Consider the following 14,860-nt stretch of genomic DNA (forward strand, 5'->3'; position numbering starts at 1 on the left):
CCCTGCCGACACCCACTAATGTGCAGGACTCGTGTTAAGCGGGTGCTGCGCGAACGTGACGCGCTCGTACCACTTCCGCGAAGTCCACGAAGATCGCGGACGAACGGCAAGTTCACCCGGTTCACGGGTGGTTCACCGGCCGTTCGCCGTCACTTCGCGGACCGGGCGAGGAAGGACAGCAGGTCCTGCCGGCTGACCACACCGGTCGGCTTGCCCTCGACGAGGACGATCGCCGCGTCCGCCTTGCCGAGGACGGCCATCAGGTCGGCGACGGGTTCGCCGGAGCCGACCTGGGGCAGCGGGACATGTGCTTCTCCAGCGGGTCCTCCAGCGAGGCGCTCTTGCTGAACAGCGCGTCCAGCAGCTCGCGTTCCACGACCGAGCCGACCACCTCGGCGGCCATCACGTCGGGGTGGCCCGCGCCCGGCTTGACGACCGGCATCTGCGAGACGCCGTACTCGCGCAGCACGTCGATGGCCTGGCCGACCGTCTCCTCCGGGTGCATGTGGACGAGGGAGGGCATGCGGTCGCCCTCCTTGTCGTTCAGGACGTCGGCGACGCGGGCGCTGGGACCCGTGTCCTCCAGGAAGCCGTAGTCGGCCATCCACTCGTCGTTGAAGATCTTGCTGAGGTAGCCGCGGCCGCTGTCCGGCAGCAGGACCACGACGACGTCGTCCGGGCCGAGCCGCTCGGCGACCTCCAGCGCGGCGACGACCGCCATGCCGCAGGAGCCGCCGACCAGGAGCCCCTCCTCCTTGGCCAGGCGGCGGGTCATCTGGAAGGAGTCCTTGTCGGACACGGCGACGATCTCGTCCGCGACGGTCCGGTCGTAGGCCGTCGGCCAGAAGTCCTCACCGACGCCCTCGACGAGGTACGGCCGCCCGGACCCGCCGGAGTAGACGGAACCCTCCGGGTCGGCGCCGACGACCTTCACCTCCGTCGCTGACCTCCTTCAGGTAGCGGCCGGTGCCGGAGATGGTGCCGCCGGTGCCCACGCCCGCCACGAAGTGGGTGATCCTCCCCTCGGTCTGCTCCCACAGCTCGGGGCCGGTGGAGTGGTAGTGGGAGAGGGGGTTGTTCGGGTTGGAGTACTGGTCGGGCTTCCAGGCCCCGGGCGTCTCGCGGACCAGCCGGTCGGAGACGTTGTAGTAGGAGTCCGGGTGCTCGGGGTCCACGGCGGTCGGGCAGACGACGACCTCGGCGCCGTACGCGCGCAGCACGTTGATCTTGTCGGTGCTCACCTTGTCGGGGCACACGAAGATGCACTTGTACCCCTTCTGCTGCGCCACGATGGCGAGGCCCACGCCGGTGTTCCCACTGGTCGGCTCGACGATCGTGCCGCCCGGCTAGCGCGCCGCTCTCCTCGGCCGCCTCGATCATGCGCAGGGCGATGCGGTCCTTCACGGAGCCGCCGGGGTTGAAGTACTCCACCTTGGCCAGGACGGTCGCCCTGATGCCCTTGGTCACGCTGTTGAGCCTCACCAGCGGGGTGTTGCCGACGAGACTGATCATCGAGTCGTGGAACTGCACCGTTGTCTCCGGTTTGCCGCAGAAGTGGTCGTAGTTGGTGCCGCCAGCCTATGGCCTGCCGGTCATCCGTGACGGTCGTTCACTCGCTGTTGAGATTGGGCGACGGTCAGTACGGGGCAAGCACTGGGTGTACGGGTTCGAGGAGGTGGCGGCGGCGCATGACGAGCATGTCGAGGGCGCGGGTGGCCCGGCGGATCGCTGCGGGCGCGGCGTACGGCGGTGGCGGGATCGGACTGGCCGGGGCGGCCGCCGTGGGGCTGGTGTTAGCGGAGGTGCAGCTGGCGCGGCGCCGGGTGGGCAACGGCACGTCCGCTCATGTGCCGAACGCGGACGGCCGGTACGGCCGTACGTACGCCGGCCCCGGTGAGGTACCGCTGCGGCTGACGATGCTGGGCGACTCCACCGCGGCCGGCCAGGGCGTGCACCGGGCCGGGCAGACCCCGGGGGCACTGCTGGCCTCGGGCCTGGCGGCACTGGCGGAACGCCCGGTGGAGCTGCGCACGGTGGCGACGCCCGGGGCCCGCTCGGACGACCTGGACCGCCAGGTGGCCCTGGTGCTGGCCGACCCCGACGCCGTGCCCGACATCTGCGTGATCATGGTCGGCGCGAACGACGTCACCCACCGCATGCCCCCGACCCGCTCGGTCCGCCACCTGGCCTCGGCGGTACGGCGGCTGCGCACGGCCGGCGCCGAGGTCGTGGTCGGCACCTGCCCCGACCTGGGCACGATCGAGCCGGTGCAACAACCCTTGCGCTGGCTGGCCCGACGGGCCTCCCGCCAGCTGGCGGCCGCCCAGACGATCGGAGTCGTCGAACAGGGCGGCCGCACCGTGTCCCTGGGCGACCTGCTCGGCCCCGAGTTCGCCGCGAACCCGCGCGAGCTGTTCGGCCCGGACAACTACCACCCCTCCGCCGAGGGCTATGCGACGGCGGCGATGGCGGTCCTGCCGACCGTCTGCGCCTGTCTCGGTCTGTGGCCGGCCGAGGAGGAGCGCCCGGACGCCTCCCGCCGCGAGGGCTTCCTGCCGGTGGCCCGGGCGGCGGCGGAGGCCGCGTCGGAGGCGGGTACGGAGGTCGCGGCCGCGATGCCGAGCGGGCCGCGGGGTCCGTGGGCCCTGCTGAAGCGTCGGCGGCGCCGGCGGGTACCCGAGCAGGAGCCGGCCCCTGTCACACCGTCGAACTGAGGGAAGTCCAGGAGGACCCGGAAAAAGCAAGCGCTTAGAAAACTGCGGTCAGGGTCACACCGCCACACCCGTGACCCAGGCCATACGTACGGGTAACTTCCCAGACAGCCCAGCCAGACCACCCGGTACGTCAATGGAGCCGTGATGCCCGAAGCCGTGATCGTCTCAGCCGCCCGCTCCCCCATCGGCCGCGCCGTCAAGGGCTCCCTCAAGGACCTCCGCCCGGACGACCTCACCGCCACGATCGTCCAGGCCGCCCTGGCCAAGGTCCCCGAGCTGGACCCGAAGGACATCGACGACCTGATGCTCGGCTGCGGCCTGCCCGGCGGCGAGCAGGGCCACAACCTCGGCCGCATCGTCGCCGTACAGATGGGGATGGACCACCTGCCGGGCTGCACCATCACCCGGTACTGCTCCTCCTCCCTCCAGACCTCCCGCATGGCCCTGCACGCCATCAAGGCGGGCGAGGGCGACGTCTTCATCTCGGCCGGTGTCGAGATGGTCTCCCGGTACGCCAACGGCAGCTCGGACATGCCCGGCACGCACAACCCGCTCTTCGCCGAGGCCGAGGCGCGCACCGCCGCGACCGCCCAGTCCGAGGGCTCCACCTGGCACGACCCGCGCGAGGACGGCCTGCTGCCCGACCCGTACATCGCGATGGGCCAGACCGCCGAGAACCTGGCCCGCGCCAAGGGCATCACCCGCCAGGACATGGACGAGTTCGGCGTCCGCTCGCAGAACCTCGCCGAAGAGGCCATCAAGAACGGCTTCTGGGAGCGCGAGATCACCCCGGTGACCCTCCCCGACGGCACGGTCGTCGCCAAGGACGACGGCCCCCGCGCCGGCGTCACCCTGGAGGGCGTCCAGGGCCTCAAGCCGGTCTTCCGCCCCGACGGCCTGGTCACGGCCGGCAACTGCTGCCCGCTGAACGACGGCGCCGCCGCGCTCGTGATCATGTCCGACACCAAGGCCCGCGAGCTGGGCCTCACCCCGCTCGCCCGCATCGTGTCGACCGGCGTCTCCGGCCTCTCGCCCGAGATCATGGGCCTCGGCCCGGTCGAGGCGAGCAACCAGGCCCTGAAACGGGCCGGGCTGACCATCGACGACATCGACCTGGTCGAGATCAACGAGGCGTTCGCCGCCCAGGTGATCCCCTCCTACCGCGACCTGGGCCTCCCGCTGGAGAAGCTGAACGTCAACGGCGGCGCCATCGCCGTCGGCCACCCCTTCGGCATGACCGGCGCCCGCATCACCACCACGCTCATCAATTCCCTCCAGTTCCACGACAAGCAGTTCGGGCTGGAGACGATGTGCGTCGGCGGCGGCCAGGGCATGGCCATGGTCATCGAGCGCCTCAGCTGAGCGCCGTACCGTAGCCGCCATAGCACGCGCTGTGAGGCCCCAGCCCGGAACCCCGGAAACCCCGGGGTTCCGGGCTGTTTTGTGATCCAATCTCCCCCAGGATGTGACCTATCTCCCTCCGCACCGAGAGAAGCCCAGGTCACAGCAGCCCCACCCTCTCCCCCGGCACCGAAGCCCTGTCCGTTTCGTGACGTTACGCACTGACAGCTGGTTAGTCCGCCCTTCAAGCTGATGTAGGAAGTCGGGGGTCGACTTTGAACCGGGAGTACGTCAGTGAGCGCCATGCCGATCGCGTTGCTGGTCACCACGGCCGCCACGGGCGCCGTGGGTGTCGCCGTCCTGCGCACCGTGCTGCAGCTGCGCCGACAGGTCGCGGCCCTGCACACCGCGCTGGCCGAGAACCGCGCCGCCACCACTCGCGCACTGCTGCCCGCCGCCCGCACGCATGCCGACACCGACGAGATACGGGCCGCCGTGGCGGCGGCGCTCGCGGAGGAACGCGAGCGGGAGCTCGCCGAGGCGCGGGCGTTCTGGGCCGCCCAGGAGGCCCGTGACGCCTCCGACGCGCCGCCCATGCTGGGTCTGCCCGACGTCGACCTGTTCCTGCCCCGGCAGGCCGATTTCGCGGGTCTGGAGCCGGTGTCCGAGCCCGGCGCGGACACCGAGGAGCCGGCCGCCGAGTCCCCGGAGCTGGCCGCGGCCCGCCGCCGGCACCCCTCCCACCCGGACTTCGTGCCGACGCAGTCGCCGGTGGCGAACGACCACGAGCGCACGGTCGCCACACTGGAGGAGCTGGCCGCCTCGCGCGTGGAACTGACGGACGTCCGCCCGGGCCCGCTGGGCACCCTCGACGTCTACGTCTTCGCCGACGGCACGACCCTGTGCATGACCCCGGGCCACCGGGAGACCGCGGAGCACCTCGCCGCAGCCCTGCGCGCAGGGGAAACCCCGATCCTCCTGGGCGGCTCCGGCATCTCGGGCGCCTACACCCTGACGTTCGAGTGCGGCAAGGAGAACGTCTACATCCTGGCCGACAGGGTCATCGCGTCCCTCTGAGGGGCGCGGGGCTGTATCGATATGCGGCTCCGCCGCGCGGGCGCGAGCAACCCAAGACCACCCGCACCCGCCGACGAAACGGGTCACACCCCCGCCCGCTTCTGCGCCTCCTCAACCAGCCGCACCGCTTCATCGACATCGGCACCACTGGGAATCACCACCGCCAGATCATGCGCGGCAACGGTGATCTGATCTGCCGCTGCAAACATCCCCGCATCCGGCATCTCCCGAGGCTCCACGCCCGGCTCCTCCAACTCCTGGGCCCAACGAGCGAGCTGCCGGGCCAGGCCGAGAGCCTCAGCGGCAGCGCCCCGCTGCAACCGGCTCTGGGGCGCAGCCCTCAAACGATCGGCGAAATGATCCACCGCACGGGTCAGAGGCGTCGTATCAACCACGCCGCGAGCGTACGCGTCGCACCGGGACTGTTGCCAACGGGCGAACACTCAGGCACGGTGACCTGAAGGACCGGCTTACATCCCATGCGTCCGGAGGCGCCGATGTCCCAAGTCTTCTCCGAAGAGACCCATCGCAACATGCTCGCCCGCATCCCCCACTGCACCGGTCGTGAGATCTCCGACTGGTTGCGCACCGTCGAAGAAGGCCCGGCACTCTTCCGCTTCGAGGAAAAGGTCAGCTGGCTCCGGCACGAATACAACCTCGCGTATGGCCACGCCAAGGCGATCATCCACGAGTACGACCTGAGGAGGGCCGCGCGCAAACTGCTCTAGGCGCGCACACGTCTCGACGACGAAGCCGCCCGGCAGTCGACGAAGGGCCCCGGCCGAAGCCGGGGCCCTTCGCGCACGACGCGTCGGCGACTAGTCGTTGCTGTTGAGGATCGAGATGAGCCTCAGGAACTCCAGGTAGATCCACACCAGCGTCAGCGTGAGGCCGAAGGCCGCGAGCCACGCCTCCTCGCGCGGAGCGCCGTAGGCGACGCCGTCCTCGACCTGCTTGAAGTCCAGGGCGAGGAAGCAGGCGCCGAGGATGATGCCGATGACGCCGAAGACGACACCGAGGGCACCGCTGCGGAAGCCGAGGCCGTCACCGCCGCCGAAGACCGCGAACAGCAGGTTCACCATCATCAGCAGGATGAAGCCGAGCGCTGCCGCCATCACGAAGCCGTAGAAGCGGCGGTTGACTCGGATCCAGCCGGCCTTGTAGGCGATCAGCACACCGGCGAAGACCGCCATCGTGCCGATCACGGCCTGCATGGCCGCGCCGTCGGCGATGCGGTTGTCGACGATGTTGGACACGACGCCGAGGAAGACACCCTCGAACGCGGCGTACGTCAGGATCAGCGCGGGCGAGGCCTTGCGCTTGAAGGACTGCACGAACGCCAGGACCATGCCGATCAGCGCGGCGCCGATACCGATGCCGTAGCTACGGCTGATGTTGGCGTCGTCGATCGGCAGCAGGGCCCAGGAGAGCGCCGCGGTGAGGATGAGCACACCGAGCGTGCTCGCCGTGCGCAGGACGACATCGTCGATGGTCATCCGGCCGGTGGTGGCCGGGGCCTGCGGCGGCGCGCCGTACTGCAGGTCCTGCTGGGCGTAAGGGTTCTGCGCGTACGGGTTCTGCGCGTAGGGGTTGCCCGTCGGCTGCGCGTACGGGTTGCCCTGGGTGGCGACAGCGGGACCCCCGGCCTGCGGCGCGGTGTTGAAGCCCGCGTAGCCGTTGTCGCGGCTGAACCCCCGTCGCGAGAAGACCGGGTTTCTGCTCCTCATTTCACTCCTCCATGGCCAACACTGCGTGACCTTGGCTCAAGAGTAATAGGTAGGCAAAGGAATGACCCTAGTGCTTGGGGAGGATCTTTCCCTCGTCGTGCTGCGCAACACGCTACGCGGCTTCGTGATTCCCCTCATCGGAGGGGGTCATTCATCACCAAGCTGCGACACATCCGGAACCGGTCGGAGATCACCCGCTGACGCCGTCCTTACGTCACGCCAAGCGTCACTCGAACGGGAAGCCCGCGTACCCCTCGGCCAGGTCGGTCTCGGCGGCGCGGCAGGAGGCGATGCGTTCCAGCCGGGCGAGCTGGAGCCGGTCCTCGAAGCCGGTCGCGCCGGGGGCGCGGTGCAGGAGGGCCGTCATGTCGTAGGAGAACCGCTCGGCCTGCCAGATCCGGCGCAGGCAGGTCTGCGAGTAGGCGTCGAGCAGCTCCGGTGAACCGGTCTCCTTCCGGTGGGCCAGGGCCCGGGCGAACGTCACGACGTCGCCGACGGCGAGGTTCAGCCCCTTCGCGCCGGTGGGCGGCACGATGTGCGCGGCATCGCCGGCGAGGAAGAGGCGACCGTGACGCATGGGCTCGTGGACGTAGGAGCGCATGGGCGTGACCGACTTCTGGGTGATGGGGCCGCGCTCCAGGCGCCAGCCGTCGGCGGTCTCGAAGCGGCGCTCCAGCTCGTCCCAGATCGCCTCGTCGCTCCACGCCTCGGCGTCGGTGCCGTCGGGCACCTGGAGGTAGAGGCGGGAGACGGACGGTGAGCGCATGGACAGCAGGGCGAAGCCGCGGTCGTGGCGGGCGTAGACGAGCTCGTCGTGCGAGGGCGGCACGTCGGCGAGGATGCCGAGCCAGCCGAAGGGGTACGTCCGTTCGAAGATCTGGACGAGTTCGGTCGGGATCGCCTTGCGGGCCACTCCCCAGAAGCCGTCACAGCCCACGACGTACTCGCACTCCAGGACGTCCTCGCGGCCCTCGTGCCGGAAGCGGACGCGCGGGGCGTCGGTGCCGGCGTCCTCCACGGCCAGCGCCTCCGCCTCGAACAGCAGCGGGCCGCCCTCGGCGAGCTGGAGGGCGATGAGGTCCTTGCAGACCTCGGTCTGGGCGTAGACCATCACGGAGCGGCCGCCGGTGAGGGCGGGGAAGTCGACGCGGTGGCGCCTGCGGTCGAAGCGCAGTTCGATGCCGTCGTGGCGCAGCCCCTCGCGGTCCATGCGCTCCCCGGCACCGGCCGCGCGCAGCACGTCCGCCGTGCCCTGCTCCAGGATCCCGGCGCGCTGCCGCCGCTCGACGTAGGCGCGGTCGCGGCTCTCCAGGACGACCGAGTCGATGCCGGCGTTGTGGAGCAGCCGGGCGAGGAGGAGGCCGGCGGGTCCGGCTCCGATGATGCCGACGGTGGTGCGCATCGGACGCCCTCTTCTCATCCGTTCGTGTGGTGAACTTTTCTTCACCATTGTCGGATGTGAGTCTCTGACGGCATACGGCCGCTGTCAACGGGCGCGCCGCGCAGAATGCCACAAACAGGAAGGCCCGCCACGGTAGGCGGACCTGGTGGTGCCCGGGGTGGGATTCGAACCCACACTTCTCCGCGTTTAAGGCGGCTGCGTCTCCCATTTGCGCCACCCGGGCCGGGTCTTACAAGGCAGTGCCAACGGCCAAGGGACGGTGTCGCGTTGCCAAGACGCCTACGCACGACAGTACTGAACCGACATGACGCAGACTCACATACCCGTCACAGAAGCCCGGTTGAGTGACTCCTGAGCAAGGTTGCTCCCCCGACGGACGTATCAGCTCGGTCATGCTCCCCTGGCATGTGCCGCTCCGTCCAAGACCTGATGACTCGGCAGTAACAGCCTCTCGCAGGCCGGCCCCTGACACAGGAGGGAATTTGGTCAATACATGACCGGTTGCCGTCCGGTCACAAAAGGAGGACACCCACCCCGCACGGGCGCGGTTCGTGGGCCGGTCGGTTGGCCCTGGACAGCACGTGCGGTGCGTAGGTCTCGACGGCTTCCGGCAGCTCGTGGTGCGCCGGGGCGGCCGGCCCGCCGTGACTCCGCCTCGAGCAGCGCGCAGGCTTGCGGGCCACGGACTGTTCGGACTGCTCATCGGCACGGTACGGCGTGTCGGCCGTGGCGCCGTCCGGCCGCGTGGGGCTGGACGGCTCGGCTCAGAGGTTGCAGGGCTGCTCGGTGCGTGCGGTGCGCAGCGCCTTGCCCCACCAGGCCACCTGGTCCAGCAGTTTCTTCGCCGCCGCGTCCGCGCCCTGCGGTGCGTCGCCGTCGGAGAACGCCCCGCAGGGGTTGTGCGGGCTGACCATCGATGACGTTCTTCAGCGAGGCGGGGAAGGAGTGGTTGCACTCGGGGGTGACCTCGACGAACGCGTCGACGGAGTGCAGCCGCGCCGACAGCGGGTCCTTGACGGACCGTACGTGCGCGGCCGGCTCCTCGCCCATCGCGGGCATGGCGAGCGGCAGCGGGTGCTCCAGGACGTCGATCACGTCGACCGTCGCCACCTGCGGAAGTCAAGGCGCCCTGTTCCGGTGGGCTCGGCCGCGAGAGAGGTCAGTCGCCCGTCCCGTCCAGCCGCAGGAAGGCGTTCACGCCGGAGGCGACCAGCGCGTCCAGCTCGCCCGGCGGCAAGGGGAGGGCGCCATGGAAGGAGCGTTCGTAGGCCTCGGACATGGCTGGCTGGGTGAAGTGGGCGGCGGCCTCCCGGGGGCCCTCCGCGCGCAGCTGGCCCGCCGCCGTCAGGGCGGTGAAGTGCCTCAACGCCGCCGTACTGCATATGACCAACCACGGCCTGTCCCGCCCCGGCGGAATCGGCGGCCCCCTTCCGGAAGGCGCCCGATGAGCACGTCGGCGCGAGAAGAAGAACCGGCACCGGTTCCGGTCCGCCCCGGGACGCTGCCGCTCCTGCTCTTCGCCTCGACCCTGACCGTGATGGCGGGCTCCATCCTCGCGCCGGTCATCCAGGTCATCCGCGGTGACCTCGGCGTCAGCGGCACAGCCGCCGGCCTCATCATCACCACCCACAGCCTCTCCATAGCCGTCACCAGTCCCCTGGCCGGGTGGATGCTCGACCGCTGGGGCGTACGGCTGCCCCTGGCGGGCGGACTGGTCCTGTACGGACTGGCGGGCGGCGCCGGCCTGATCGTCGACAGCTATCCCGCGCTCATCGCCACGCGTGCCGTCTTCGGTGCCGGAGCGGCCCTGGTGTTCTCGGGTACCACCGTGGCCCTGCTGAGTCTGTACCGCGGGCCCGCGCAGGACCGCGCGATGGGGTGGCGCGGGACGGCCACCAGCGCGGGCGGGGTGCTGTGGCCGCTGCTGGCCGGAGCCGTCGGCGGGATCTCCTGGCACCTGCCCTTCGGCGTCTACCTGGTCGGCGTGCCCCTCGGTATCGCCACCGCCCTGCTGCTGCCCCGCACACGCCCGGCGAGCCCCGGCCACGCGCGCGGATCAGGGCCCGGCGCATGGGCGATGCTGCGCGAGCACCGGCTCCCGCTCGTCTGGTACGCGCTGCAGTTCTGCGGCTCCCTGCTGCTGTACGCGCTGGTGGTCTTCCTCCCGGAGCGCCTGGCCGAGGTCGGCGTCGAGGACCCGTTGCAGGTCTCCTTCTACACCGTGGGCATGTCCGGCGCGATGAGCCCCATCGCTCTCGCCTACGCCTCGCTGCGTAGGCGCCTGGCCTACAGCAAGCTGATCCGCGCCTCGCTGATGCTGTTGACAGCGGCCTTCCTGCTGCTCGCCGTCGCGTCCAACGCCCCCCTGCTGTTCCTGGCTCCGCTGCTGTTCGGCCTCGGCCAGGGGGTGTTCTTCCCGGTGACCACCGTGCTGATCGGCGAGGGCGTTCCCGCAGAGGTCCGCGGCCAGGCCACCTCGCTGTCGGGAACAGCCACCTTCGCCGGGCAGTTCGCCTCCCCGCTGCTGATCGGCCCTCTCATCCAGGCCACCTCGAACATCACCGGGTTCCGCCGCCCGCGATCGCCGTGGTCTTCCTGGCGGTCACCCGGGCGGACGTGACGGACCCCCACTCCCACAGCGGTACCCCGGCCCCGGAACCCGCTCCCTCCGCCGGGAAGGGGTGAGGACGGCGAAACGGTGCCCGAGAGGTACGGCACGCACGAGACACGGCTGGGCAAGAGGTGCGAGGCCGCCCGCGACAGCCGCCACAGGGCCGCGCCGCCGACGAGGATCGATATGGGGCCGCCCCACAGCAGGGCCGCGTCGAGGGCGGGAACGCCCGTTGTCGCCGCCGGGTGTGCCGATGACCACCGAGCCGGTGAACCTGGCGGCACCCTTCACGAAGGTCGAGCCGTTCGGGGCGTGCCCCTCGGACTCGTCATCCCACTCAGTCGTGAATTCGATGTCGTCCCACCGGTCCGGCGCGAGCTGGTGGAAGGGCTCCAGTTCGGCTGGTGCGCCAGCCGCTCACGGACGTCCGCGCGGAACTGGGCCATGGTGAAGTGAACCGGCCGCGGCGGCCGTACCCGGCCACGGGCCCAGCGGGGTCCGGCTTTCACCGCGGTTTTCGACTTCCAGCCCGTACAACGAGTCGTTGCCGTCTACCGTCCGGGACTTGTCCTGCTTCGGCAGCGGCTTCTCGGCGACGATCGCCCGGTACACCTTCTCGGCGACCGGGCCGGCGTGGTTGGCGCGGCCGTCGGCGACCAGGACCACCACGCCGTCCTTGCGCAGGAGGCCGTGGGAGCGGAGGCGCCAGGCCCTGGACGCCCTTGTAGGCGATGACGTTGAGGCTGTCGATGCCCGCAGTGTGGTGGTTGAGGATGCCGTGGACCGCCCCGTAGACCTTGCCGGTCGCGGCGTCACGGCCGCGCGTCGTCCATCCATCGAGCTCGATGAACGGGACGCCTTCAGCTTTGAGCGCGGCGCGCCACTGGGCCGGGGTAGCAGGGTCCGCCACGGCGATCACTCCCAACACGGAGAGTCGATGCCCGGCCCAGAACCAGCGGCTGCCTGGAGTGTAACCGCCGTGCCCGCAGGGGCTAGGCGGTCTTCCACGTCTCCCATGGCGCCGTCAAAATCTGCGCCATGGCCGATAGCTCCTTATGGGTAGCGGCCCTGACTGCCGGCACTGCCATTGCTGCCAGCTGGGTGACGAGTCGCGGAAGTCTTCGCGCCGCTCGTGAGCAGGCGCAGGCAACTGCTGTGGCTCAGCGCAGCTCGTGGCTTGCTCAGTCGCGCAGGGAGTCGTGCATCGAGGTGGTGAACCGGGCCCACGACATGGGTGTCTTGTACCGAGAGCTTCCTATCGTGCTGGACATGCCAGCGGGTCAGGAGAAGGCATCTGCGGTCGCCGAGCATGCCAAGCGGCTTCGTGAGGCCTACGGCCCTTTCACGAGAGCGTGTGACGTACTTGTGGTCGATGCTGGGCATGCAGTGGCAGAGGCAGTGGAGAGGGTCTTCCGCAGTTCGCGGACCGTCTATATGTGCCTTCTCAGCGCGCCGACAGATCCGGAGGCTCGAGTCGTCTACGACGCCGCCATCCACAGGTATTGGCTTTCGTTGCACGAGCTGGTGTGGGAGATGCACCGTGAAGCCAACAGATCATGACCTGGAACGACGGCCCCCAGGCGCTTGAGGTGGCGTCTGGGGACCTCTCTGCGACCCAGCGCCGTCACGAGGGCGCGAAGGACCGGGTCGCTCCCGGCCAGCCTGCGGGCACGGGCGTAGTGAAACCGCCCGTTGTCCGTTTCGGCGGCCACAGCCGAGGAGTTGGGACCTGCCGAGCCGACACCGACCACAAGTCCGAGAGCCACGAGTTGGCCCAAGCGGGGCCTCGTGAGAGACCGCTCGTGCCGTCGGGGTGGGGTAGATCCGTGTCGGAGAGGACAGCTGCGCCCGTGAGTGCCTGTTGGGGCATTAGGCGCTCGTGGGTCGCATGGTGGCGTCGTACACCGTGCGGTAGTCCGGAACGACGACCCGCGTTGCCGGGGACACCTTTTCGACCTGCGCGACGAACGCGTCCAGATCCATCACCGGGTCTCGTTCGGGAGAGCCGCTGAGGGGTACTTCGAAGTTGTCCCAGTGGACGGGCACGGCCACGCGAGGGTGGTCCAGCGCACGCAGCAGCCGGGGCACGTAGCGGTGTGTGGCGGTGCTGGAGGGCACGGCCATCATCGCGAGGTCGGGGCGCAGGCCCCGCACCGCCCGCTCGGAGAAGTCACTGGCCCCCATGAGGAACGCCGAGGGGCCGCTGTCCCCGGCGGTCACCTGGAAGGCGAGGGTGTCGCCCTCCGGCAGGTCCGAGATGGTGCTCGGGACTGTCGGGGGCGGGGCGTTCAGCGTGCCCGGGGCGAAGAAGGCGCACTTCTTGTTGCGGCTGTGCAGGCTCGGCACGACCTCGACGATGATCCCGTCGAAGTCCAGCACCTCGCCGCCCTTCACCACGGAGATCTGCGCCGCGTCGACGCCCAGCGCGACCAGCAGGTGGTACGTGGTCTCGGTGCCGACGACGCGCGCGCCGGTGGTCTTGGCGATGTGGGGTACGTCGGCGAGGTGGTCCCAGTGGGAGTGGCTCACCAGGACGAGTTCGGGGCGGCCGATGTGCGCGTCCACCACCTCCGGCCGGGTCTGCAGCGGGGTCCGGGGGTCGAAGGCCCCCTCGTACAGGCCGGTGGTGAAGCGGGTGAGGTACGGATCGAAGAGTACGGTCCGGTCGCTGACGTCGATGCGCCAGCCGGCGGTGCCGAGCCAGCGGAACGACGCCGAACCGGCGGCTCCGCCACTGCCCCGGTCGGCGGCCGCGACCGTGGCGGCCGTGGCCGGGATCAGCGGGGAGACGGCACCGAGCGCGGCACCGCGAAGCACTGAACGACGGTCGAACCCGCGGCCGGAGGGCACGTCTGATCTGTCCGTGACATGTGTGTCCTGGGTCATGGCGTCAGGAGACCAGGGCGTGAACGGCCGTGTCCAAGACCGGAGTCAGGCCCTGGTGATACGCGAACGCATATGTGACCTGGTCACCGGCCGTCACCGTTGCCGCGGAGGAAGTCGACCGCGATGCCGGCGGCCTTGCCTATGGCGGCGTCCACCGTGGCGCGGGAGGCGGCCAGGTCGTGGGTGCGGGCGAAGACGGCGATTGCGTAGTACTCGCCGTCGGGGTAGCGGGCGACGCCCGCCTCCATGTGCAGCCCTGGCAGTGTTCCGGTCTTGGCCGCGACCGTGACGTCGTCCGGGAAGCCCGAGACCAGTCGGTGCCGGAAGACCTGGCGGCTCATCAGGTCCCGTACCAGCGCGCAAGCTTCCGGCGGCCCGGCGGCATCGCTCCAGACGAGGTGGAGCAACCGGGTGATCTCACGGGGTGTGCTCGCCGTGGTGTGGCGGGGGTCCAGCACGGCGAGTCGTCTCTTGCGGTCGTCCGGCAGGGCCGGGTAGCGGACGGCGAATTCCCGCTCGTCACGCGCCCCGACCTCCGCGAGCATCGACTCCAGCAGGTCTCGCGGTCCGCCCACGATCCGGGTCCGTTCCAGGCCGAGTTCTTCCGCGAGCAGCCGTACGGTGTCCAGGCCGACGCGGGCCAGCAAGAGGTCGGCCGCCGAGTTGTCGCTGACCGACATCGCGAAGTGGGCCAGGTCGCGCAGCGACAGCTCGACGTCGTCCAGACAGCCGGCGGTCCCCCAGCCACCGAGCCGGTCTGCCGCGGTCACCCGCACCCGCTCCCGCGGGTCGAGCTGGCCGGCGACGACCTGCCGGGCGAACTCCAGCACCATCAGAACCTTGAAGATCGAGGCGATCACGACGGGATCGTCGGCGTCCACGGCCACTTCACGGGCACCCGGCTCCGCTCCGGTCTCCCCGGCGACCGTCGTGCGCAAGCGAACGGGAATCGCGTGCAGCTGCCCTTCGGCCCCAGCCCCCGCGAAAACCTGTCGGATGCGTTCCTCTATCACTGCTTCCCCCCTTGCCATCGGTGCGTACTGATCCTCGGATCGCGGTCGGCCCCACCAGCTGATCCATCCCGCTCGCAGCGGCCCTCACG

At 70.2% G+C, this 14,860-nt stretch carries 13 protein-coding genes, 1 tRNA gene and 2 pseudogenes; 5 read left to right on the forward strand and 11 right to left on the reverse strand.

What is annotated here, in order from left to right; all coding sequences use genetic code 11:
• Window positions 1-149: 149 nt before the first annotated feature.
• Window positions 150-1,530: pseudogene (locus PV963_RS18475) on the reverse strand (cystathionine beta-synthase).
• Window positions 1,531-1,688: 158 nt separating this feature from the next.
• On the opposite strand from PV963_RS18475, the gene PV963_RS18480 reads away from it, so the two are divergent.
• The 3 genes from PV963_RS18480 to PV963_RS18490 all read left to right on the forward strand — a co-directional run bounded on the left by PV963_RS18480 (window position 1,689) and on the right by PV963_RS18490 (window position 5,132).
• Entirely contained in the window at window positions 1,689-2,714 is a 1,026-nt protein-coding gene (locus tag PV963_RS18480; RefSeq protein ID WP_274816838.1) for an SGNH/GDSL hydrolase family protein, read from the forward strand.
• Window positions 2,715-2,858: 144 nt separating this feature from the next.
• Window positions 2,859-4,076, forward strand: a complete 1,218-nt coding sequence (locus PV963_RS18485) for an acetyl-CoA C-acetyltransferase (RefSeq protein ID WP_274816839.1) — start codon at window positions 2,859-2,861, stop codon at window positions 4,074-4,076.
• A gap of 273 nt (window positions 4,077-4,349) precedes the next feature.
• A complete protein-coding gene (locus PV963_RS18490) occupies window positions 4,350-5,132 on the forward strand; it encodes a hypothetical protein (protein WP_274816840.1) in 783 nt (260 codons plus the stop codon).
• 83 nt (window positions 5,133-5,215) lie between these two features.
• On the opposite strand, the gene PV963_RS18495 is transcribed toward PV963_RS18490, so the two are convergent.
• Window positions 5,216-5,527, reverse strand: a complete 312-nt coding sequence (locus PV963_RS18495; RefSeq protein ID WP_274816841.1) for a hypothetical protein — start codon at window positions 5,525-5,527, stop codon at window positions 5,216-5,218.
• A 102-nt stretch (window positions 5,528-5,629) separates the two neighbouring features.
• Here PV963_RS18495 and PV963_RS18500 point away from each other — a divergent pair, with 102 nt between their 5' ends.
• Complete coding sequence (locus PV963_RS18500) at window positions 5,630-5,860, forward strand: DUF4287 domain-containing protein (RefSeq protein WP_274816842.1); 231 nt, start codon at window positions 5,630-5,632, stop codon at window positions 5,858-5,860.
• A 90-nt stretch (window positions 5,861-5,950) separates the two neighbouring features.
• Here the strand turns inward: PV963_RS18500 and PV963_RS18505 are convergent, their stop codons facing one another.
• From PV963_RS18505 to PV963_RS18530, 6 genes and pseudogenes are all read right to left on the reverse strand, one after another.
• Window positions 5,951-6,859 carry a Bax inhibitor-1/YccA family protein gene (locus PV963_RS18505; RefSeq protein WP_274816843.1) on the reverse strand — a complete coding sequence of 303 codons (909 nt, stop codon included), beginning with the start codon at window positions 6,857-6,859 and terminating at the stop codon, window positions 5,951-5,953.
• Between the two features lie 226 nt (window positions 6,860-7,085).
• A complete protein-coding gene (locus PV963_RS18510) occupies window positions 7,086-8,261 on the reverse strand; it encodes a 4-hydroxybenzoate 3-monooxygenase (RefSeq protein WP_274816844.1) in 1,176 nt (391 codons plus the stop codon).
• A gap of 146 nt (window positions 8,262-8,407) precedes the next feature.
• Window positions 8,408-8,484 (reverse strand) — tRNA-Leu (locus PV963_RS18515).
• A gap of 541 nt (window positions 8,485-9,025) precedes the next feature.
• Complete coding sequence (locus PV963_RS18520) at window positions 9,026-9,175, reverse strand: hypothetical protein (protein WP_274822308.1); 150 nt, start codon at window positions 9,173-9,175, stop codon at window positions 9,026-9,028.
• Window positions 9,176-9,206: 31 nt separating this feature from the next.
• Window positions 9,207-9,320, reverse strand: a pseudogene (locus PV963_RS18525) (NADPH-dependent FMN reductase); the annotation flags it as partial.
• A 100-nt stretch (window positions 9,321-9,420) separates the two neighbouring features.
• Complete coding sequence (locus PV963_RS18530; protein WP_274816845.1) at window positions 9,421-9,627, reverse strand: TetR/AcrR family transcriptional regulator C-terminal domain-containing protein; 207 nt, start codon at window positions 9,625-9,627, stop codon at window positions 9,421-9,423.
• Between the two features lie 78 nt (window positions 9,628-9,705).
• Between PV963_RS18530 and PV963_RS18535 the strand changes: the two genes are divergently transcribed.
• The gene (locus PV963_RS18535) at window positions 9,706-10,881 is read left to right on the forward strand and encodes an MFS transporter (protein ID WP_274816846.1); all 1,176 of its coding nucleotides are present in this window, start codon (window positions 9,706-9,708) and stop codon (window positions 10,879-10,881) included.
• 408 nt (window positions 10,882-11,289) lie between these two features.
• Here PV963_RS18535 and PV963_RS43635 read toward each other — a convergent pair whose 3' ends face one another.
• The 3 genes from PV963_RS43635 to PV963_RS18550 all read right to left on the reverse strand — a co-directional run bounded on the left by PV963_RS43635 (window position 11,290) and on the right by PV963_RS18550 (window position 14,771).
• The gene (locus PV963_RS43635) at window positions 11,290-11,538 is read right to left on the reverse strand and encodes a hypothetical protein (RefSeq protein WP_342456387.1); all 249 of its coding nucleotides are present in this window, start codon (window positions 11,536-11,538) and stop codon (window positions 11,290-11,292) included.
• 1,203 nt (window positions 11,539-12,741) lie between these two features.
• A complete protein-coding gene (locus PV963_RS18545) occupies window positions 12,742-13,689 on the reverse strand; it encodes an MBL fold metallo-hydrolase (RefSeq protein ID WP_274816848.1) in 948 nt (315 codons plus the stop codon).
• Between the two features lie 152 nt (window positions 13,690-13,841).
• Window positions 13,842-14,771 carry a serine hydrolase gene (locus PV963_RS18550; protein ID WP_274816849.1) on the reverse strand — a complete coding sequence of 310 codons (930 nt, stop codon included), beginning with the start codon at window positions 14,769-14,771 and terminating at the stop codon, window positions 13,842-13,844.
• Window positions 14,772-14,860: the final 89 nt, after the last annotated feature.

This window comes from Streptomyces coeruleorubidus (assembly GCF_028885415.1).
In the GTDB taxonomy this organism is placed as follows: domain Bacteria; phylum Actinomycetota; class Actinomycetes; order Streptomycetales; family Streptomycetaceae; genus Streptomyces; species Streptomyces coeruleorubidus_A.